Here is a 21,284-nt window from a genome sequence, read left to right as displayed (position 1 = left end):
GTGTGGTTAAACGGGCATTTCGCCCAAATAAATCTGTGCAATCTGGTCGTCATTGAGCAGCGCTTTCGATTCGCCATGATGAACAATGCTGCCGCTGTCCATCACCCACGCGCTGTCGGTGACTTCCAGCGCGAGACGGGCGTTTTGTTCGATGAGCAGCAGGGCAACGCCGCGCTCGCGCAGGCCGGCAATGACGGCAAAAATGTTTTCAACCATCTTCGGCGCGAGGCCCATCGACGGCTCGTCGAGGATCAGCAGGCGCGGGCGGCTGAGCAGGGCGCGGTTAAGGGCCAGCAGCTGTTGCTCACCGCCGGACAGCAGGCCGGCAAGCTGATGCTGGCGTTCGCCCAGGCGCGGGAAGCGCTCGAAAATCTCGTTCATTTCGCGACTAAAGGTGACAGTGTCACGCCTGAGCCAGGCGCCCATCTGCAGGTTTTCCAGTACCGTCATGCGGGAGAAGATCCCGCGGCCCTCCGGGACCATCACCAGTCCGTCGCGCAGTAGCGCCTCGGGCCTGTGTCTGCGGACGTCTTTACCGCGGAATTCAATACTGCCGCTAAAGCTTTCCAGCCCGGTAATGGCGCGCACGGTGGAGCTTTTCCCCGCGCCGTTAGCGCCGATCAGCGTAGCCTGTTCGCCCTCGCGCAGGGTAAAGGAGACATCGCGTACGGCCTGAATGCCGCCGTAATGCACGTCCAGACGTTCTACCTTCAGTAATTCAGACATGGGCGTTGCCTCCAAGCCAGGCGGCGATCACTGCCGGGTCGCGACGTACGCTCTCCGGCGTGCCGCTGGCGAGCGTTTTGCCGTAATCCAGCACCGTCAGGCGATCGCAGATGCCCATCACCAGCTTGACGTCATGCTCAATCATCAGCAGGGTTTTGCCATCATCGCGCAGGCGGATGAGCAGTTCGCCGAGCGCCACTTTTTCCGCTGCGTTCATCCCGGCGGCGGGTTCGTCCAGCGCCAGCAGCAGCGGATCCGTTGCCAGCGCGCGGGCAATCTCCAGACGGCGTTGATGACCATAGGCCAGATCGCAGGCGCGGTAGTGGGCGAACCTGGCAATGCCGGTGTACTCCAGCCAGTGCCAGGCCAGTTCCCGGGTCTGCCTCTCTTCTTCACGGGCGCGTTTGTGACGGCTCAGCGCGGCCCACAGGCCGTTACGGGTGCGCACGTGGCGACCCACCATCACGTTTTCCAGCACCGACATGTCGTTAAAGAGGCGCACGTTCTGAAACGTGCGGGCAATCCCGGCGGCGGTGACTTTTTCAATGTGCTTTGGGAAATAGGGCTTATCGGCAATCGAAAATTCACCGCTGTCCGCCGGATAAAGCCCGGTGATCAGGTTAAAACAGGTGGTTTTTCCCGCGCCGTTGGGGCCGATCAGCCCGTAGATCTCGCCTCTGTTCACGGTTATCGAAACGTCATCTACGGCAGTCAGCCCGCCGAAGCGTTTTGACATGTTGCGTACGGTTAACAGGCTCATGCTTTCACCTCCTTGTGGCGAACCGGCCAGATGCCTGAAGGACGCACCAGCATCACCAGCACCAGCGCCAGGCCGTAGAACAGCTGACGTAGCACTTCCGGGTCAATCAGTACCGTACCGAACAGCGCCTGCTGAACCGGCGCTGCCTGACTGCGCAGCAGTTCCGGCAGGGCGGTAAGCAGTATCGCGCCGAGGATCACGCCAGGAATGTGTCCCATACCGCCCAGCACCACCATCGCCAGCACGGCAATGGATTCCTGTAACGTGAAGGATTCCGGGGAGACAAAGCCCTGAAACGCGCCGAACAGGGCACCCGCCACGCCGCCAAAAGAGGCACCCATCGCAAAGGCCAGCAGCTTATAGTTACGCACGTTGATGCCCATCGCGCGCGCCACATCCTCATCTTCACGGATGGCGTGCCAGGCGCGACCAATGCGGGAATGCTGCAGGCGCAGGCAGACAAAAATAATCGCCACAATCACCAGCATCAGCAGGTAGTACCACAGCCAAAGCGCGGGCACGTTGAAACCAAACCAGTGGTATACGCCGCTAAACTTCAGGCCGAACAGGTTGAGCGTATCCACCCCGGTAATACCCTTCGCACCGTTGGTGATGTTCACCGGTCGGTCGAGGTTGCGCATCAGAATGCGGATAATTTCACCAAAGCCGAGGGTTACTATCGCGAGGTAGTCCCCGCGCAGCTTCAGCGTAGGAGCACCGAGTAAAATGCCGCAGACCGCCGCGACGAGTGCTGCCAGCGGAATAATCAGCAGATATGAGGTGTGCAGCCCGTCCGGGAACCAGACGCTGAGGACAGGAAATACCGCCAGCAGGTGTGGGGAGGCCATCAGTGCCGCGAGGTAGGCGCCGACCGCGTAAAAGGCGATAAAGCCCATGTCCAGCAGGCCGGTATAGCCCACCACAATGTTTAGCCCCAGCGCCAGCATGATGTAGAGCAGAGCGAAGTCGATAACGCGCACCCAGTAGTTGCCGCCAAGCTGCGTGGCCACCACGGGAGCAATCAGCAGCGCAAGGCAGAACAGGCTCATGCCTGACCAGAATTTGCGTGTCGTCGCTGGGGTCTGGAGTTGAAGTGTTGTCATGGTATTCCTTACGCCCTGTGCGCCACGCGCTCGCCCAGCAGGCCAGCCGGACGGAAGACCAGCACCAGAATCAGGACCATAAAGGCAAAGACATCCTGATAGTTGCTGCCAAAGACGCCGTGGGTGAGTTCCCCCAGATAACCTGCGCCCAGCGCTTCGATAATGCCGAGCAGGATCCCGCCAATCATTGCGCCACGAATGTTACCAATGCCTCCCAGCACGGCGGCGGTAAAGGCTTTGATTCCCGGCAAAAAGCCCATTGAGAAGCTGGCGTTGCCGTAGTTGCTGGCCATCATGACGCCTGCCAGCGCGGCAAATACGCCGCCAATGGCGAACGTCAGGGTAATAATGGCATTGGGGTTAACCCCCATCAGCGTGGCCACGCGCGGGTTTTCCGCCACGGCACGCATGCCGCGGCCCAGGCGGGTGTATTCCACCAGCAGCCATAGCCCGGTCATTACCGCAAGCGCCAGCGCCACGGTAACAATGCCGGTGACGGTCACAATGGCAGGGGGATGCTGTTCACTTCCTGACGTCACGGCGATCGGATCCATGGGCAGGATCTGCGGGAACATCAGCGGGTTGCGCGTCCAGATAATCATCGCCACGGTTTGCAGCAGGACCGAGACGCCGATACCCGAGATCAGCGGTGCCAGGCGTGGGGCGTTACGCAGTCGACGGTAGGCAAACCGCTCCACGGCCATTGCCAGCAGGGCGCAAACGGCCATGGCAATCACCAGGGCAACACCAAGCTGCAACAGCAGCGGCATGTGAGGAAAGGTGGTATTCAGGGCGTTAATGGCGGAAAGCGTGGTGAGCGCACCGACCATCAGAATATCGCCGTGAGCAAAGTTAATAATGCGCAAGATGCCATACACCATGGTATAGCCCAGCGCGATCAGCGCGTAGATGCTTCCCAGCATCACACCGTTGATCAGTTGTTGTATGAGTGTATCCAACGTCTGTACCCGCAAAGTGCTGTTTCTGTGGCTACCATCCGATAAATGAATTAAATTGTAAAATACACATATATTATTTCTTATGATAAACCGGCATTGCTTTATCTTAATGATTTATATAAAGATAATGTAATCGCGTTCCCGGCTAAAAAGCCTAAAGAAATCAACATATGAATAAAACAGAACAATCGGCAGATTTGTCCGCGTATGCAGACAGTCGCCTGGCAAACGATCCGCCGCTTCGGGCTGTCCGTGCCTTTGAGGCCATCGCCCGGCTGGGCAGCGTCACGCTGGCCGCGCAGGAGCTGGATATCTCTCCGTCGGCGGTAAGCCATCAGCTCAAGGTGCTTGAAGGGTATCTGCAAATGCCGCTGACGGAGCGTCAGGGGCGCAGGCTGGTGCTGAGCCAGCACGGACGTGAATATTACCGCTCGATCCGCGCGGCGTTTAACGTGCTGCGCCAGGCAACGGAGCACCTGGCGGAGCAGGCGCAAACGCGTCAGGTCACCATCAGCCTGATCCCGCTTTTTGGCATGGGGTGGTTCATTCCACGTTTACCTGCGTTCATGCGCGCCAATCCCCAAACCGAGATCAACGTGGTGTATGCCAACCACCGTAACTATCTGAGCGACGCGTCGGATATGTCGATTCGTTTTGGCAACGGGCAGTGGGCGGGCTATCAGAGTGAAAAGCTGATTTCCGGTCAGATGGTGCCGGTGTGCAGCCGTGCGTTTTTACGCATTCATGGCCATATCGATACGCCTGAGCAGTTGCTGCAAATGCCGCTCCTGCACGATGAAGAGCGTACGAGCTGGACGCAGTGGTTTTTGTTGCAGGGGGTAAAACGTCCACTCCGGCGCAGCGGCCCGCTGTTTGAAGACGGACTGTTGACGCTGGCGGGCGTACAGGCTGGTCTGGGCTGTGCGCTAATGCGTGAGCCGCTGATTGCGCCGTATCTTGAGAGCGGCGAGCTGGTGAAGATATTTGACTTACCCATTGATGACGGGCGCGACTATCACCTCTGCGTGCGTTCAGATTCAGAGATGACCGAGGACGGCAAGCTGCTGCAAACCTGGCTTCGTTGGGCTGCGAACGGAGAGTCGTCAGCCGGATAGGAAGATAAAAAAAGCCAGCTTGTTCAGCTGGCTTTTGTAGTGACAATATTTAGAACTGGTAGGTCAGACCCAGCGCCACGATGTTGTCGGTACCGATGCCTGCCTGGCGAGTGAACTTGTTGTCGTCGAGCAGGTTGATTTTGTAATCCACGTAGGTGGACATGTTTTTGTTAAAATAGTAGGTCGTGCCAACATCGATGTATTTAACCAGATCCTGGTCGCCGAAGTTTTCGATGTCTTTGCCTTTAGACTGCAGGTAAGCGATGGATGGACGCAGGCCAAAGTCGAACTGATACTGAGCCACAACTTCGAAGTTTTGCGCCTTGTTGGCAAAACCGTAAATGTCGGTACGCTTGTTGTTAGAAGTACCGAAGCGGGTTGCGTTATAGGTCTGAGAGTACTGCGCCGCGATGTAAACGTTGTTCGCGTCGTATTTCACACCACCGCTGTATACTTCAGCGCGGTCGCCTTCACCGTATACGCCAGCCGCATTCTGGTCAGCGGTACGACGGGAAGAGGACATTGCACCACCCACGCTGAAGCCTTCACCCAGATCGTAAGTCAGGGACGCGCCATAGCCGTCGCCGTTCTGGTTCAGCAGGCTGCGACCGCTGGTGTTTTCACCGCTTACGCTGCCGTTTTTGCCCTGGTACTGCAGAGCAAAGTTCAGGCCGTCAACCAGACCAAAGAAGTCCTGATTACGGTAGGTTGCAACGCCGTTTGCACGAGACTGCAGGAAGTTGTCTGCGCCGTAGGTGTCACCGCCGAATTCTGGCAGCACGTCGGTCCAGGAGGTCACGTCGTAAATCACGCCGTAGTTACGACCGTAATCGAATGAACCTGCTTCCGCGAACTTCAGACCTGCAAACGCCACACGCGTCCAGGACTGGTTGTCGCCTTCGTCTTTGTTGCCCTGAATCTGGTATTCCCACTGGCCGTAACCGGACAGCTGATCGTTAACCTGGGTTTCACCCTTGAAGCCGATACGCATGTAGGTTTTATCGCCATCTGCGCCTGCGTCATCAGAGAAATAGTGCAGACCTGTTACTTTACCGTACAGATCCAGCTTGTTACCGTCTTTGTTGTAAATTTCGGCAGCGTTAACAACGCCTGCTGCCAGCATGGAAGTGACTGCCACTGCAACTAATTTAAGTTTCATCTTAAATGTTCCTTATAATTTTTTTTGGGTATTTCCTGAACCACTTTGAACGATTTCTAAACGAGGCTGTTCGTCAATGGCATGCTATTCTTAAAAATCTCGTAGTCTTATTTCAATAATAAGTTTCAAAATATTAGAGATAATTTCAATTAGTGTGATCTCGATCGTGTGAAAAGGCGAATATTCAAACAAAGCGCCCGAATTTTATACGATTATTAATTATGTTATCTTCGGGACTATTGCCATCGCTATAATTTCTGTGAGTTTTAGTATATTAAGTTAGAATTCGGTATTCCCGATGCGTTGAGGGGGTGCTATTAGTTTTTTGGTTTAATAACAGTGAGTTTGGTGAGGGTTTGAACGTATATTGCGAATATTTGCATGGATGTGTCAGAATTGAATTATTACATTCAATGCTATCCATAGTGTTAATATTCATGGTTGACTAGTTTCATGTCGTTGTCAGTTTGTGTCAATTATCTTGTTGAGCGTTTACAGAAGGTGCCAAATATAAACCGAAATTAAACAGACATCCTATTATTAGGATGAATATTCTGAGGTGCGATCACACTTTAAATTTATGTTAATTATGTTGCCGGGTTGAAATTTACCCGGCCGTGCGAGAAAGCGTTATTTTCTTGTTGCGTACCAGCAGAGTAACGACCCGGCGCAGACCATCAGGGCGCCTTGCCAGAACGAGAATGAGAGGGGGGAACTCAGCACTGCGGCGGCAAGCGCGGCTGAAAGGACCGGGGTAAAATAGGATACGGCAGCCAGAACAGTGACGTTACCGTGCAGGATGCCAATATTCCATGCGGCGTATCCAAACCCAAGGGCAATGCCGCACATGACGAGTTTCACCACTACCGGAAGCGTGAACACCATCTCTGGCTGATCGCTCAGGACATATTTCACCCACAGACTCAGCGCGGTCAGCAAAACGAACAGGGTGATGCCGTTTTGTCCTTTCGCAAATTTGCTGGTGACCGTGCAGTAGGCGGCCCAGATAAATGCCCCGGCAAACGCCAGCGCGTAGCTCAGTGGGCTGGAAACGATATTGCGGGTTATTTCATCAAGATGTAAACCCTGTTCACCGCCCAATACCCAGCAGACGCCCAGCAGCGATATGACCAGGCCGGGGATCACCCACAGGGTAGATTTCTGTCCGTTGAACACAATGGCAAACACAATGGTCAGGCTTGGCCAAAGGTAATTCACCATACCGACTTCAATCGCCTGCGATCGCGTTGCGGCATAGCCCAGCGACAGCGCCAGGCATATTTCGTAGCTGACAAATAAAGCGCTACCCGCAATAAGATACCGCGGCGAGAACCGTCTGATATCAGGAAATCCTACCGTCACCAGACACAGTAATCCGCTGAGGGTGTAGATCATCGCCGCACCGCCTACCGGCCCCAGTCCCTCACTCACGCTGCGAATAAGGCCGACCATGGTGCTCCATAACAGTATTGCCGCCAACCCAATAAGCGTTGCCTTTTTTCTGTCCATTACTTCGCCATTGCAATAAAAATCAAAGGAAAAATGTATCGCATTACGTCTGTCGCTGTCGTGAATTATTCTCTTAAGCCGTTAATCAAAAAGGGGTAATGAAATGTTCCGGGGGTGACTATTAAGGGGGTGAAGACAGATGACCTTGATTTGACGCAAAAAAATCAGGGACTTTACTGCTAGTTTGCGGCGCGAAGTCTTATATGAACACGAGGACAACGATGGACGTCAGCCGCAGACAATTTTTTAAAATCTGCGCGGGCGGTATGGCCGGAACAACGGCAGCCATGCTGGGATTTGCTCCCAAAATGGCGCTGGCTCAGGCACGCAACTATAAGCTGCTGCGCGCGAAAGAGATCCGTAACACTTGCACATACTGCTCCGTAGGTTGTGGGCTTTTGATGTATAGCCTGGGCGATGGCGCGAAGAACGCCAGAGAAGCGATTTACCACATTGAAGGGGACCCGGATCATCCGGTGAGCCGCGGGGCGCTTTGCCCGAAAGGGGCGGGGCTGCTGGACTATGTTCACAGTGAAAATCGCCTGCGCTACCCGGAATACCGCGCGCCGGGTTCTGATAAATGGCAGCGAATCTCCTGGGATGAGGCCTTCTCCCGTATTGCCAAATTAATGAAAGCCGACCGCGACGCCAACTTTATTGAAAAGAACGCGCAGGGCGTAACGGTTAACCGCTGGCTTTCCACCGGGATGCTGTGCGCGTCTGCGGCAAGTAATGAAACCGGCATGCTGACGCAAAAATTTGTGCGCTCTCTCGGCATGCTGGCGGTAGACAACCAGGCGCGCGTCTGACACGGACCAACGGTAGCAAGTCTTGCTCCAACATTTGGTCGCGGTGCGATGACCAACCACTGGGTTGATATCAAAAACGCGAACGTCGTGGTGGTGATGGGCGGTAACGCCGCTGAAGCCCATCCGGTGGGGTTCCGCTGGGCGATGGAAGCGAAAAACAACAACGATGCGACGCTTATCGTCGTCGACCCGCGGTTTACGCGTACGGCATCGGTGGCCGATATCTATGCGCCAATCCGCTCCGGTACGGACATTACGTTCCTGTCCGGCGTGCTGCTGTACCTGATCGAAAACAACAACATTAACGCGGAATACGTTAAGCACTACACCAACGCGAACCTGTTGGTGCGGGATGACTTTGCCTTCGATGACGGACTGTTTAGCGGCTATGACGCCGAAAAACGCCAGTACGACAAAGCGTCCTGGAACTATCAGTTCGATGAAAACGGCTATGCGATGCGTGATGAAACCCTGACGCATCCGCGCTGCGTGTGGAACCTGCTGAAGCAGCACGTTTCCCGCTATACGCCGGACGTGGTGGAGAACATCTGCGGCACGCCGAAAGCGGACTTCCTGAAGGTGTGTGAAGTGCTGGCCTCCACCAGCGCCGCCGACAGAACCACCACGTTCCTGTACGCGCTGGGCTGGACGCAGCACACCGTGGGTGCGCAGAACATCCGCACCATGGCGATGATCCAGCTGCTGCTCGGCAACATGGGCATGGCGGGGGGCGGCGTGAACGCCCTGCGCGGTCACTCCAACATTCAGGGGCTCACCGACCTCGGACTGCTCTCGACCAGCCTGCCGGGCTACCTGACGCTGCCGTCTGAAAAGCAGACGGATCTGCAAAGCTATCTGGCGGCGAACACGCCAAAAGCAACGCTGCCGGACCAGGTGAACTACTGGAGCAACTATCCGAAGTTCTACGTCAGCCTGATGAAATCCTTCTACGGCGATGCGGCGCAGAAAGAGAACGACTGGGGCTTTGAGTGGCTGCCGAAGTGGGATCAGGCTTATGACGTCATCAAGTATTTCAACATGATGGATAAGGGCGACGTCACGGGATATATCTGCCAGGGCTTCAACCCGGTGGCCTCCTTCCCGGACAAGAACAAAGTCGTTCGCAGCCTGAGCAAGCTGAAGTACATGGTCGTTATCGATCCGCTGGTGACCGAGACCTCCACCTTCTGGCAGAACCACGGGGAATCAAACGATGTCGATCCGGCGTCGATTCAGACCGAAGTGTTCCGCCTGCCGTCCACCTGTTTTGCCGAAGAGGACGGCTCGATAGCCAACTCCGGCCGCTGGATGCAGTGGCACTGGAAAGGCCAGGACGCTCCGGGTGAAGCGCGTAACGACGGCGAAATCCTTGCCGGGATTTACCATCGCCTGCGCGAGATGTACCGCACCGAAGGCGGCAAAGGCGCTGAGCCGCTGCTGAAGATGAGCTGGAGCTACAAGCAGCCGGATCGTCCCGAGTCTGAAGAAGTAGCGAAAGAGAACAACGGCATGGCGCTGGCGGATCTCTATGATGCTAACGGCAATCTGGTGGCGAAGAAAGGCCAACTGCTGAACAGCTTCGCGCTGCTGCGCGACGACGGCACGACGGCGTCGTCCTGCTGGATCTACACCGGCAGCTGGACGGAGCAGGGTAACCAGATGGCCAACCGTGACAACGCTGACCCTTCCGGGCTGGGCAATACGCTGGGCTGGGCATGGGCGTGGCCGCTGAACCGTCGCGTGCTGTACAACCGCGCGTCTGCAGACGTAAACGGCAAGCCGTGGGATCCGAAGCGCATGCTGATCCAGTGGAACGGGGCGAAATGGACGGGGAACGATATCCCGGACTACAACACCGCCGCGCCGGGCAGCAACACCGGGCCGTTTATCATGCAGCCGGAAGGGCTGGGACGCCTGTTTGCGCTCAACAAGCTGGCGGAAGGGCCGTTCCCGGAGCACTACGAGCCGATGGAAACGCCACTGGGGACCAACCCGCTGCACCCGAACGTGGTCTCCAGCCCGGTGGTGCGTATCTACGAAGACGACGTCCTGCGCTTAGGTAAAAAGGACAAATTCCCGTACGTGGGTACGACCTACCGCCTGACCGAGCATTTCCATACCTGGACCAAGCACGCGCGGCTTAACGCCATCGCGCAGCCGGAACAGTTTGTGGAGATCAGCGAGACGCTGGCGAAGGCGAAAGGTATTGCCAACGGCGACCGCGTGAAGGTGAGCAGCAAGCGCGGCTTTATTCGCGCGGTGGCGGTGGTGACCCGTCGTTTGCAAAGTCTGAACGTGCATGGTCAGCAGGTGGAAACCGTCGGTATCCCGCTTCACTGGGGCTTTGAAGGCGTGGCGCAGAAAGGCTACATCGCCAATACCCTGACGCCAAACGTCGGCGATTCCAACTCGCAAACGCCGGAATACAAAGCGTTTCTGGTCAACATCGAGAAAGCGTAAGGAGCGATTCAATGGCGATGGAAACACAAGACATTATCAAACGCTCCGCGACTAACCCGATAACGCCCGCGCCTCGCGCGCGGGACTACAAGGCAGAAGTCGCCAAGCTTATCGACGTCTCCTCCTGCGTGGGCTGCAAGGCCTGCCAGGTAGCGTGCTCAGAGTGGAACGATATCCGCGATGAGGTCGGGCACTGCGTGGGTGTCTACGACAATCCGGCGGATCTGAGCGCCAAATCCTGGACGGTGATGCGTTTTAGCGAAACCGACCAGAACGGCAGGCTGGAGTGGCTGATCCGCAAAGATGGCTGCATGCACTGTGAAGATCCGGGCTGCCTGAAGGCGTGCCCTTCAGCGGGCGCGATTATTCAGTACGCCAACGGAATCGTCGACTTCCAGCAGGACAACTGCATCGGCTGTGGCTACTGCATCGCGGGTTGTCCGTTTAATATTCCGCGCCTCAATAAAGAGGATAACCGGGTATACAAATGCACCCTGTGCGTGGACCGCGTCAGCGTCGGGCAGGAGCCTGCCTGCGTCAAGACCTGTCCCACCGGGGCGATCCACTTCGGCACCAAGAAAGAGATGCTGGACGTGGCGCAGGCGCGCGTCGATAAGCTGAAAGCGCGCGGCTACGACAAGGCGGGCATTTACAACCCACAGGGCGTGGGCGGTACGCACGTGATGTACGTGCTGCACCATAACGACCAGCCGGAGCTGTACCACAACCTGCCGAAGGATCCGGCGATCGATACCTCGATCAACCTGTGGAAAGGGGCACTTAAACCGCTCTCTGCGGCGGGCTTTATCGCCACCTTTGCGGGGCTCATTTATCACTACATCGGTATTGGGCCAAACAAAGAGGTGGATGACGACGAGGAGGAGCATCATGAGTAAGTCGAAAATGATTGTGCGCACGAAGTTTATCGACCGCGCCTGTCACTGGACGGTGGTGATCTGCTTCTTCCTGGTGGCGGTGTCGGGGATTTCATTCTTCTTCCCGACGCTGCAGTGGCTGACCGAAACCTTCGGTACGCCGCAGATGGGGCGCATTTTGCACCCGTTCTTCGGCGTGCTGATCTTCGTGGTGCTGATGTTTATGTTCGTGCGTTTTGTTCATCACAACATCCCGGACAAGCAGGATATCCCGTGGGTGAAAGGGATTGTTGAAGTCCTGAAAGGTAACGAGCATAAAGTGGCGAAGGTGGGCAAATACAACGCCGGCCAGAAGATGATGTTCTGGACCATCATGAGCATGATTTTTGTGCTGCTGGTGACCGGTGTCATTATCTGGCGTCCGTACTTTGCCCACTACTTCCCGATTCAGGTGGTGCGTTACGCGCTGCTTATCCACGCCACGTCGGCCATCATTTTGATCCACGCCATCCTGATCCATATGTATATGGCGTTCTGGGTGAAAGGGTCAATCAAAGGGATGATTGAAGGGAAGGTGAGCCGCCGCTGGGCGCAGAAGCATCATCCGCGCTGGTATCGTGATGTGGAGCGTCTGGAAGCGAAACAGGAAAGTACGGAAGGATTGAAGTGAGCCCTGCGCCGTCGGCTTTGCCCGGCGGCGCTGCGCTTGCGCGAGCAGGGAAAATGCCTGACCGGCTGGCGTCATGTGTTAGTCAATAAACGATCAATTGCCGCTATAACGTCATGACGTGCGTTGCGTAAATTACAAACAAAGTCTTTAGGATTTATTTTGTTGTTGTTAAGGTTAGTTATCATTGGCGAATAAATCAGAAACGTTTCAAAATCGATATTTACGCCTGGAGCCAGATGGCTCTACCATAACGGTAACTTATTATTTCTTGCGAGCGGTACGATGACGCGTGTGGCAAGGTCGTCATAGCAATCATCCTGAATAAGCATATAATAAGGCAGCTTGTCCCGTGTTGCGAATGATGTATTCCGATAAACATTAAATTGTCTTAGCATTAAAGCACCCTGAAAAACTCATCATCAGTAATGGTTCCATGTTTTTCTACAAACTCATTCATTGCCCGTATAAATGCACGATCTTCGTCTGATGGCTGATGCCGCCTGGTTGAGTTATGTTCTGCATGACACAAGGGCTTACGCGGTGCGATGTTCTGGCCCAGCTCTGTTTCTGTGGTATGTTTCATCGTTATCTCCTTTGTTGGTGCGGTCATTATCAACCGCAGCCAACAAAAAACAATACCGTTTCTCCTGGTAATATCTATTCTGCGAGGCGGCTTCCAGTTATATCAGAACCGCTCCTCCACATAGCGGAAAGGATATTTTGTGGGTTTGACTTTGCCGATTTTTCGTTTCGGTAAATCCACCTTGTCTACGTGTATTTCTTTATACGGGATCTGCGAAAGCAGGTGCGAAATAATATTCAGTCGCACGCGTTTTTTATCTTCTGAACGTGCCACAAACCACGGCGCCCATGCGGTATCGGTGGCTTCAAACATGGCGTCGCGCGCGAGGGTATACTCGTCCCACAGGTTAAAGGATTTAATATCCATCGGCGATAGCTTCCAGATCTTACGACCATCGTTAATACGGTCGCGCAGGCGACGCTCCTGCTCTTTAGGCGTCACCTCCAGCCAGTACTTCAGCAGGATAATTCCGGCATCGACCATCGCTTTTTCCATCACCGGTGCGCCATCCAAAAATTTCTCCACTTGTTCCTCCGTGCAGAACCCCATAACCCGCTCAACGCCCGCGCGGTTATACCAGCTGCGATCGAATATCACGATCTCGCCTGCCGAAGGCAGGTGCGGTACATAGCGCTGGAAGTAGAGCTGGCTTTTTTCTTTTTCAGTTGGGGCAGGGAGCGCAACAACGCGAAACACGCGAGGGCTGACGCGCTCGGTGATCGCTTTGATGGTGCCGCCTTTACCGGCACCGTCGCGTCCTTCAAAAACAATACACACCTTGAGTCCTTTGGCGACGACCCACTGCTGGAGCTTAACCAGTTCCACATGCAGGCGACGAAGCTCTTTTTCGTACTCTTTGGTCTTCAGCACGGGTTTAACCACGCTATCTACACTCGCTTTGGTCACGGTCACTGCTTTGGTTTTATTCTGTTTTGCGTTTCCCATGATAATCCTCATCTCCGGAACGTGTGATGTGCATAGAAGGAACTAACACTTTGAAGTGTAATGCTGACCTGCAACCTTCGCGGGAATTTTTGATATGTGTGTCTGATAAGCGTGTTTCTCTTCATCAGGGAACGAGGTAGAATGGTGAATGGTACTGTATGAATAAACAGGTGGTGTGATGGCATTGATTTTTGAGGGCGAAAAAATCGGTCGTACTCGTTTTACCGGCGAGAAAATAGAGAATGCGATCTTTCGTAACTGCGACTTTTCAGGCACGGATTTAACCAGCACGGAGTTTATCGGCTGTCAGTTCTATGACCGGGAAAGCCAGCAGGGCGCTAAGTTTACTCGGGCGCAGCTTAAAGATGCTATTTTCAAAAGCTGCGATTTATCGATGGCAGATTTCAGGCATTCGAATGCCTTAGGCATCGAAATCCGTGAATGCAGGGCGCAAGGGGCTGATTTTCGCGGTGCCAGTTTTATGAACATGATCACCACGCGTACCTGGTTTTGCAGTGCTTATATAACAAAAAGCAACTTGAGCTATGCCAATTTTTCGAAGGTGGTTCTGGAAAAATGCGAGTTGTGGGAAAACCGCTGGAACGGCGCGCAGATCCTGGGGGCAACTTTCAGTGGTTCGGATATGTCAGGCGGCGAGTTTTCTTCATTTGACTGGCGTGCAGCAAATTTCACACACTGCGATTTAACCAATTCGGAACTGGGTGAACTGGACGTGCGTGGCACTGATCTACAGGGCGTTAAGCTGGACAGTTATCAAGTGTCGCAAATTATGGAACGCCTTGGCATCGCGATTATCGGCTGACAATATTCACAGCGTGCACTGTATAAATGGATTAACGTGTCAGTCTGCCAGTTTGAACTGGCTCACCATACAAGATTATTCAATAATGCCCGCTGCGAGTGATTAACCCGTGGTTGAGGTATGAAAAAGACAATATTTTCGTTGGCGCTTGGCACATTTGGCCTGGGCATGGCCGAGTTTGGCATTATGGGCGTGTTAACCGAGCTGGCGCATGACACCGGTATTTCGATTCCCTCCGCCGGGAATATGATCTCGTTTTATGCCTTCGGCGTGGTGATTGGCGCCCCGATTATGGCGCTGTTCTCAGGCAAGTTCTCGTTAAAAACGACGCTGCTGTTTCTGGTTGCCCTGTGCGCGGTGGGGAACGCCCTGTTTACCTTTTCATCATCATATTTCTGGCTGGCGACGGGACGCTTAATTTCCGGTTTTCCGCACGGCGCGATTTTCGGCGTCGGGGCGATTATCCTCTCTAAAATTGCGCCGCCGGGGAAGGTGACGGTCGCAGTGGCGGGAATGATCGCCGGGATGACCGTGGCCAACCTGGTAGGCGTCCCTCTGGGTACCTGGCTGGGGCACCAGTTCAGCTGGCGTTATACCTTTTTCCTGATTGCGGTGTTCGACGCGCTGGTGATCCTCTCGGTTCTGCTCTGGGTGCCGGACATCCACGACACATCAGAAATCAAATTGACCGAGCAGTTCCACTTTCTGAAAAAACCAGAACCCTGGCTGATTTTTGCCGCCACCATGTTTGGCAACGCCGGGGTATTCGCGTGGTTCAGCTTCGTTAAACCGTTTATGGTCAACGTTTCAGGCTTCACCGAAGGCGTGATGACGATCATCATGATGCTGATGGGGCTTGGCATGGTGCTGGGCAACCTGTTGAGCGGCAAACTCTCGGGGCGTTTTAGCCCGCTGCGCATTGCGGCGACCACCGACATGGTGATTGTCGCCTCGCTGCTGCTGCTTTTCGCCTGTGGTGAACTCAAAACGGCCTCGCTGATCATGGGCTTTATCTGCTGTGCCGGGCTGTTCGCGCTCTCTGCGCCGCTGCAGATCCTGCTTCTGCAAAATGCGAAGGGTGGCGAAATGCTGGGGGCGGCAGGGGGGCAGATGGCGTTTAATCTCGGCAGCGCGATCGGGGCGTACTTTGGCGGGATGATGATTACCCTCGGCTTTAGCTGGCGCTACGTCACGCTGCCTGCGGCGATACTCTCGTTCTCTGCCATGAGCGCGCTGTTGATCTACGGTTACCTGTGGGCCAGACGGGCTCAGGCTAACGCGCGTGCGCTAGCCTGATTGAAGTCAGGCAAGCCAGGGCTCACCCAGGGTCAGCATCAGGCGGTTGGCCCAGGCGAAGAACGCGGCGGACTGCACCAGGTCAAGCTGGGCTAAGGTATCCAGCCCCTCTTTTTCCAGCGCGGCAAGGTGCAGCGGCGTGGCGGCAGGTGGGGTAACCGACAGCGCCGCTGCAAAATCGATTTCCGCCTGCCAGCGCGCAGATTGTCCCTCGTTCAGGGATTGTCCCGGACGCACGGCCAGCAGGGCCTCTACCGCCGGGTCATCCTTTGACAGCTGGCTGGCTTTGCGCGCATGGACAGATGCGCAGTAGATGCAGCCGTTAATTTTACTGGCAACCGTTGCCGCCAGCTCGCGCTCGGCGCGCGGCAATCCCCCCGGCGTATAAAAAATCCCTTTATCCGTTAGCGTACGCTGTTCAAGCACCGGCAGGTTGCGCCCCAGCAGGCGGAAATAGTCGGAATCGGTATGGCCAAATTTTGCAAGGATGGCAACCTCATCGTCACGAAAATCCGCCAGCGGTTTGGCAGCGATCCATGGCTCCCAGCCCAGTTCCTGCTGGGTGAAGGCGACGGGAGCCGCCTTTCCGGTAGCCGTGGTGGCGGTCGTGTGCCAGATGCCTGCCGCCACCGGCGCATCGCTTTTGGCGATGGGTTTGTCGTTCAGCAGCCGCAGTCCGGTGATGAGTCGGCTCTGGAAGCTGACAAACGCGATAAGCTGCGCCAGGGTCACGATGCCTTCCTTGCTCCATCCCGCCTGGGTCAGCGCTTTTAACGATGCCGGCGTGGCTTCGACGGGGGAGAAGGTCAGCAGCCGCGCGAAATTGAGCGCCGGGGTCAGGCGTTCAGAGGTCGGGTCGGCCAGGCCAAACCCCGCATAGTGCGCGGCCAGCGCCTCCGCGTTGTGCCACCTGGCGACTTTTGCCGCCACGGCGAAGCGCTCGTCCAGCGCAAAATCGCTATCCTGCTGGGTAAATAAGATTTCGTAGCTGCCCTGCGCGTGGCGAGTGGCGGCATCACGCGTGGCGCGCGCCTCTGCCAGAGGGGAACCGGGTTTAATTTCCGCCAGCTCGGCGAGAATGTCGTGACTTAATGACATAGGTATCTCCTCAATGGATATGGGGGGCAATATGTTCAGCGATCAGTTCGATGGAGCGCAGGGTGTCGCGATGGGTGGGCTCGACCGAATGGACCTGGAATGAGATGTCCGTGGCGCGCCGGAGAACGGAATCGGCCTGCAGCGAGCGCAGCACCGTCTCGGGCGAACCGATATGGGCGTCGAACTGGCGACGAAAATCGGTGACGGTGTCACCTTTAACCGCGTGCCCGGCGGCTCGATGCTGCTGGGCTTGTTTCGTGAGACCCGGTGTGGCGACCTTGAGCGCATAGTCGTCGCTGTCGGCGACGAATGCCGTACGGGAAGCCAGAATGCGCGGTGCGATACCGGCGGGCAGTGCCTCTAGGTAGGCATCCACAATCGGGTTCTGGATCGCGTCGAGCGTTAAATCCAACTGGTCTGCCGGGCGCGGCTGCGTGCGGGAGAGCATTAAACCGTGTCCGGCCTGCGCGGCGCGAACGGCACCGTCGACCGAAAAGGTGGCAATCCAGATACGGTCGGCCAGCTGTGGCGCAGGCGGGTAAAGGTGGTTATCCGGATGGGTGAGCGAATCCCCGCGCCAGGCGCTTTGAATCACATGCAAATGGTCGGCAAAGGCCGCGCCACGCGCCTCAAACGTCATGCCGAACGGCAGAAATGAGGTCGGTGTGCCGCCTGAACCAAAACCGACTTCAAGACGGCCATTGGCGAGTAAATCCAGCACGGCGGCATCTTCTGCGACGCGGAGCGGGTTTTCCATCGGCAGGGTAATGATGGCCGTACCCAGGCGGATGGTTTCGGTATGTGCGGCTACGTGTGCCAGAAACAGCAGCGGCGACGGCAGTCCGCCTTCAGTTTCGTGAAAGTGGTGCTGCGCAATCCAGGCGCTGTCAAAACCGTGGCGTTCGGCGTGGCGGATCTGTTCAGTTGCCAGACGATAGCGCTCCTTCGGCGTAGCGTCGTCAAGCAGGCGGGTGAAAAATCCCAGGCGTTTTCGCGTCATGCGAACTCCTCCGTAGCGGGTGAAAAATGGGGAATGGCGTCAATCAGCTCGCGGGTATAATCGTTCTGCGGCGATGCAAATAAGGTTCCGACGTCGCCGTGTTCGACTACCTGACCGCTGCGCAGCACCGTGACGCTGTGGGCGATCCGACGGACGGTAGAAAGATCGTGCGTGATGAACAGGTAGGTTAATCCCAGCTGCTGCTGCAGCTGCTGAAGCAGAGCCAGAATCTGCGCCTGCACGGTGACGTCCAGCGCCGAGGTGGCTTCGTCCAGCACCAGAATGGTCGGCTCGAGGATCAGCGCCCGGGCGATGGCCACGCGCTGACGCTGTCCGCCTGAAAGTTCCCGGGCGGTGCGGCCCAGGAGTTCGACGGGCAGGGCAACCCGCTGCGCCACGGTTTCCACCCGAGCCTTTCGCTCCGCCTTACCGAGGCGAGAAAAGTTCTTCAGGGGCTCTTCGATGATGTCAAACAGCGTCTGACGCGGGTCGAGAGAGGCAAACGGGTTCTGGTAGACAAACTGGATCTTCTGGCGCAGCTGACGACGGGCCTCGCGGCTGAGCGTGGTGGCATCAATATCATCAATAATGACCTGTCCGCTGTCGGCCTGTTCAAAACCCAGCAAAATACGGGCGAGGGTGGTCTTCCCGGAGCCGGATTCACCGACCAGCGCATGCGTGCTGCCGCGCCTGACGTCAAACGTCACCCGATCCAGCGCCTGAAGCTGATGACCTTTGCCCAACGAGAATCGTTTGCTGATGGCGCGGGCGCGAATGGCCGGTGACGCGAGCGGAAGACCTGATACCGGGGCAATGGTCAGGCGCTGGCCCTGGAGATCGCTCAGCAGCTGACGGGTGTAGGCGTGCTGCGGCGTACGGACAATATCGACGGTGCTGCCTTGCTCCTGAATTTCGCCATCGCGAAAAACCAGCAGCCTGTCCGCGCGCTGGGCGGCCAGGGCCAGATCGTGGGTGACAAACAGAACGGCAGTGCCCGATTCCCGCCGCAGGATATCCAGCAGATCGAGAATGCGTTTTTGCACCGTCACATCCAGTGCGCTGGTGGGCTCATCGGCAACGATCACGTCCGGGCGCAGGGCAATGGCGATGGCAATCAACACGCGCTGTTTCATCCCGCCGGAGAGCTGATGGGGATACTGCGTCATGCGCTGTTCGGGGTGGCTCAGGCCGACCTTTGTCAGCAGGGTGAGCACCTGCTCGTCGCGCTCGGCGCGGGTCACTTTCTGGTGTAGCTGAATAATCTCTCCGACCTGCGAGCCGATGGTCTTCACCGGATTGAGCGAATTACCCGGATCCTGCGGAACCAGGCTAATTCGCGCCCCGCGAAGGGTATCGAGACGTTTAGCGGACCACCGGCTAATCTCCTCGCCGTTGAGCACGATTTTTCCCGCATCGCGCCGGGCGTTATCCGCCAACAGGCCAATGATTGCCTGTGCCGTGGTCGTTTTGCCGGATCCGGATTCACCGACAAACGCCAGCATTTCCCCTCGCCCGAGCGTGAAGCTGACGTTATGCACCACCTCTCTCCACTGGCGTGCGGTGCGGTAGCTGATCGTCAAATTTTCCACTGAGAGAACGGTCATTAGCGACCTCCGCTGAACTGTTGGCTGATACGATTGGTGGCCAGCACCACGGCGATGACGACGACGCCGGGGAAGGTGGTTAACCACCAGGCGGTAGAGAGATAGTTACGGCCTTCGGCAATCAATAAGCCCCATTCCGGCACGGGCGGCGGGGTGCCGTAACCGAGAAAGCTCAGCGTGGAGAGCGCCAGGATGGCCTGACCAAACTGCAGCGTGGCAAAGGCGAGGACGGCGGTTAACGCGTTGGGCAGGATGTGTCGCCACAGCACGGCGAAAAACGTCCCGCCGCTGCCAAACGCCGCCTCGACATAATCCGTATGGCGGATGCGCACCACTTCACCGCGCGCGAGGCGGGCGAAGCTGGCAATGGAGGCAACGCCGACGGCAATCGCGGCGTTAACGGTGCCAAACCCGAGCAGAATAATGACCGTCAGCGAGAGCAGCAGAGACGGGATGGACAACAGCACGTCGACGACACGCATCAGCAGAGACTCGACGCGTCCGGCGAACGCCCCGGCGATAACCCCCAGGCCGGTGCCCACCACCAGCCCCATCGTGACGGCGGCGAGCGCCGCGCTAAGGGAGTGGGACGCACCATAAACAATACGGGTGTAAACATCGCGGCCAAGCTGATCGGTGCCGAGCCAGTGTTCCGCCTGAGGCGCCAGGCGCTGTGCGCCGGCGATGCCCTCAATCGGGCTGTAGTGGGTTAACAGGCCGGGCGCCACGGCGGCAAAAACGGCGATAATAATCACCGCCCATGCCAGCCACAGTCCGGGCTGCCATTCGACGCCCTGCCAGCTGGGGACGCGTTTTCGCGCCGCGGCTGCGTAATCGACAAGGCTCATGAAGCACCTCCTGAAAGGGGTTGCAGACGGGGATCCAGCAGCGGCATCAGCAGATCCACCAGCAGATTGATCAGGACAAAACCGAGGGCGGAAATCATCACGACCGCCTGAAGCACGGCGATATCCTGGTTATTCACCGCCTGCTGGGTCAGCTGTCCGAGCCCGCTGCGGCCAAAAACGGTTTCCGTGATCAGCGCCCCGGCAATCAGCTCGCCCAGCAGCAATCCGGCAATATTCAGGACCGGCAGCAGGGCGTTGCCGGTAACGTGACGCCACAGGACGGCGGTTTCACTCAGCCCTTTTGCCCGGGCGACGGCGACAAACGGCTGCGTCGCCACCTGGTCGAGGCTGCGCATCAGGATTTGTGCCAGCGGGGCGGAGATCGGGATCGCGACGGTCACGATCGGCAGGATCAGCCCCTGCAGCGGCGTCGGGTTAATCACCGGGATTAGCCGCAGCTGGAAAGAAAAGAGCTGGATGAGGGCAATCCCCAGCCAGAACGTCGGTAAAGAGATAAACAGGACCGGCAGCGACTGCAGGGTATTACTCAGCCAGCGCAGACCCGGCAGGCGCGACGCAAAGGCCAGCGCAAACGCCAGCAGGACTGCGAGTACAAACGCGGGCAGGGCGAGACTCAGGGTATCCGGCAGATTGCTGGCAATCAGCTCGCTGACCGGCACCCCGGCCTGTAACGAATAGCCGAAATCCCCGCGCAGCATCGCCAGCAGCGTATGGCCGTATTGCTGCCACAGCGGGCTGTCCGCGCCATAGGCCACGCGCATCTCCTCGATTTGCGCCGGGCTCAAGCCCAGGTCCGGGTTCTGAAATTTAATCAGCACCGCGTCGCCCGGCAGCACCTGGAGCAACACGAACGAGAGGGTAAAGGCGGCCCACAGTACCAGCAGCCCGTGCCCAAAGCGTTGAAGAAGTGCGTGGCGCATC

General features: G+C 56.8%; 19 protein-coding genes and 1 pseudogene. 6 read left to right on the top strand and 14 right to left on the bottom strand.

What is annotated here, in order from left to right; translation table 11 throughout:
* Positions 1–6: 6 nt before the first annotated feature.
* Genes AC4IC4_RS12090 through AC4IC4_RS12075 form a run of 4 tightly spaced genes read right to left on the bottom strand, consistent with a single transcriptional unit; the run spans position 7 to position 3,548 of the window.
* Positions 7–726: an ABC transporter ATP-binding protein gene (locus tag AC4IC4_RS12090; protein WP_491471199.1), complete on the bottom strand. Its 720-nt coding sequence runs from the start codon at positions 724–726 to the stop codon at positions 7–9.
* The gene (locus AC4IC4_RS12085; RefSeq protein ID WP_491471198.1) at positions 719–1,486 is read right to left on the bottom strand and encodes an ABC transporter ATP-binding protein; all 768 of its coding nucleotides are present in this window, start codon (positions 1,484–1,486) and stop codon (positions 719–721) included. The genes AC4IC4_RS12090 and AC4IC4_RS12085 overlap by 8 nt, the downstream gene beginning before the upstream one ends.
* A complete protein-coding gene (locus AC4IC4_RS12080; protein WP_491471197.1) occupies positions 1,483–2,589 on the bottom strand; it encodes a branched-chain amino acid ABC transporter permease in 1,107 nt (368 codons plus the stop codon). The genes AC4IC4_RS12085 and AC4IC4_RS12080 overlap by 4 nt, the downstream gene beginning before the upstream one ends.
* 8 nt (positions 2,590–2,597) lie before the next feature.
* Complete coding sequence (locus AC4IC4_RS12075; RefSeq protein ID WP_463726738.1) at positions 2,598–3,548, bottom strand: branched-chain amino acid ABC transporter permease; 951 nt, start codon at positions 3,546–3,548, stop codon at positions 2,598–2,600.
* Positions 3,549–3,718: 170 nt separating this feature from the next.
* On the opposite strand from AC4IC4_RS12075, the gene AC4IC4_RS12070 reads away from it, so the two are divergent.
* A complete protein-coding gene (locus tag AC4IC4_RS12070) occupies positions 3,719–4,663 on the top strand; it encodes a LysR substrate-binding domain-containing protein (protein WP_032647386.1) in 945 nt (314 codons plus the stop codon).
* 49 nt (positions 4,664–4,712) lie between these two features.
* Here AC4IC4_RS12070 and AC4IC4_RS12065 read toward each other — a convergent pair whose 3' ends face one another.
* Together AC4IC4_RS12065 and yddG are read right to left on the bottom strand one after the other, a co-directional pair.
* Positions 4,713–5,822 (bottom strand): porin OmpC, encoded by a 1,110-nt coding sequence (locus tag AC4IC4_RS12065; RefSeq protein WP_491471196.1) that lies wholly within the window; start codon positions 5,820–5,822, stop codon positions 4,713–4,715.
* Between the two features lie 630 nt (positions 5,823–6,452).
* Positions 6,453–7,331, bottom strand: a complete 879-nt coding sequence (gene yddG / locus AC4IC4_RS12060; protein WP_491471195.1) for an aromatic amino acid DMT transporter YddG — start codon at positions 7,329–7,331, stop codon at positions 6,453–6,455.
* 221 nt (positions 7,332–7,552) lie between these two features.
* On the opposite strand from yddG, the gene fdnG reads away from it, so the two are divergent.
* Genes fdnG through fdnI form a run of 3 tightly spaced genes read left to right on the top strand, consistent with a single transcriptional unit; the run spans position 7,553 to position 12,145 of the window.
* Positions 7,553–10,600, top strand: a complete 3,048-nt coding sequence (gene fdnG / locus AC4IC4_RS12055) for a formate dehydrogenase-N subunit alpha (RefSeq protein ID WP_491472821.1) — start codon at positions 7,553–7,555, stop codon at positions 10,598–10,600.
* 11 nt (positions 10,601–10,611) lie between these two features.
* On the top strand, positions 10,612–11,496 hold the full coding sequence (gene fdxH / locus AC4IC4_RS12050) for a formate dehydrogenase subunit beta (RefSeq protein WP_491471194.1): 885 nt from the start codon (positions 10,612–10,614) through the stop codon (positions 11,494–11,496).
* The gene (gene fdnI, locus AC4IC4_RS12045) at positions 11,489–12,145 is read left to right on the top strand and encodes a formate dehydrogenase-N subunit gamma (RefSeq protein ID WP_491471193.1); all 657 of its coding nucleotides are present in this window, start codon (positions 11,489–11,491) and stop codon (positions 12,143–12,145) included. Before fdxH ends, fdnI begins: the two co-directional genes overlap by 8 nt.
* Before the next feature lie 71 nt (positions 12,146–12,216).
* On the opposite strand, the pseudogene AC4IC4_RS12040 reads toward fdnI, so the two are convergent.
* The 3 genes and pseudogenes from AC4IC4_RS12040 to ppk2 all read right to left on the bottom strand — a co-directional run bounded on the left by AC4IC4_RS12040 (position 12,217) and on the right by ppk2 (position 13,673).
* A pseudogene (locus AC4IC4_RS12040) lies at positions 12,217–12,540 on the bottom strand (CcdB family protein).
* On the bottom strand, positions 12,540–12,728 hold the full coding sequence (locus tag AC4IC4_RS12035; RefSeq protein WP_491471192.1) for a type II toxin-antitoxin system CcdA family antitoxin: 189 nt from the start codon (positions 12,726–12,728) through the stop codon (positions 12,540–12,542). Before AC4IC4_RS12035 ends, AC4IC4_RS12040 begins: the two are co-directional and overlap by 1 nt.
* Before the next feature lie 102 nt (positions 12,729–12,830).
* Positions 12,831–13,673 carry a polyphosphate kinase 2 gene (gene ppk2, locus AC4IC4_RS12030; RefSeq protein ID WP_032647376.1) on the bottom strand — a complete coding sequence of 281 codons (843 nt, stop codon included), beginning with the start codon at positions 13,671–13,673 and terminating at the stop codon, positions 12,831–12,833.
* 178 nt (positions 13,674–13,851) lie between these two features.
* On the opposite strand from ppk2, the gene AC4IC4_RS12025 reads away from it, so the two are divergent.
* Complete coding sequence (locus AC4IC4_RS12025) at positions 13,852–14,496, top strand: QnrE family quinolone resistance pentapeptide repeat protein (protein ID WP_032647374.1); 645 nt, start codon at positions 13,852–13,854, stop codon at positions 14,494–14,496.
* 120 nt (positions 14,497–14,616) lie between these two features.
* Positions 14,617–15,792 carry an MFS transporter AraJ gene (araJ, locus tag AC4IC4_RS12020; protein ID WP_491471191.1) on the top strand — a complete coding sequence of 392 codons (1,176 nt, stop codon included), beginning with the start codon at positions 14,617–14,619 and terminating at the stop codon, positions 15,790–15,792.
* Between the two features lie 6 nt (positions 15,793–15,798).
* On the opposite strand, the gene AC4IC4_RS12015 is transcribed toward araJ, so the two are convergent.
* Genes AC4IC4_RS12015 through AC4IC4_RS11995 form a run of 5 tightly spaced genes read right to left on the bottom strand, consistent with a single transcriptional unit; the run spans position 15,799 to position 21,283 of the window.
* Complete coding sequence (locus tag AC4IC4_RS12015) at positions 15,799–16,890, bottom strand: alkylhydroperoxidase domain protein (RefSeq protein ID WP_491471190.1); 1,092 nt, start codon at positions 16,888–16,890, stop codon at positions 15,799–15,801.
* 10 nt (positions 16,891–16,900) lie between these two features.
* Positions 16,901–17,890 carry a putative FMN-dependent luciferase-like monooxygenase gene (locus AC4IC4_RS12010; RefSeq protein WP_491471189.1) on the bottom strand — a complete coding sequence of 330 codons (990 nt, stop codon included), beginning with the start codon at positions 17,888–17,890 and terminating at the stop codon, positions 16,901–16,903.
* Entirely contained in the window at positions 17,887–19,494 is a 1,608-nt protein-coding gene (locus AC4IC4_RS12005) for a dipeptide ABC transporter ATP-binding protein (RefSeq protein ID WP_491471188.1), read from the bottom strand. The genes AC4IC4_RS12010 and AC4IC4_RS12005 overlap by 4 nt, the downstream gene beginning before the upstream one ends.
* On the bottom strand, positions 19,494–20,342 hold the full coding sequence (locus AC4IC4_RS12000; RefSeq protein WP_491471187.1) for an ABC transporter permease: 849 nt from the start codon (positions 20,340–20,342) through the stop codon (positions 19,494–19,496). Before AC4IC4_RS12000 ends, AC4IC4_RS12005 begins: the two co-directional genes overlap by 1 nt.
* Complete coding sequence (locus AC4IC4_RS11995) at positions 20,339–21,283, bottom strand: ABC transporter permease (protein WP_047348424.1); 945 nt, start codon at positions 21,281–21,283, stop codon at positions 20,339–20,341. Before AC4IC4_RS11995 ends, AC4IC4_RS12000 begins: the two co-directional genes overlap by 4 nt.
* Position 21,284 lies beyond the last annotated feature (1 nt).

It is taken from the genome of Enterobacter sp. Taxon_2, assembly GCF_058355295.1.
This window is presented reverse-complemented; position numbering and strand designations above follow the sequence as displayed.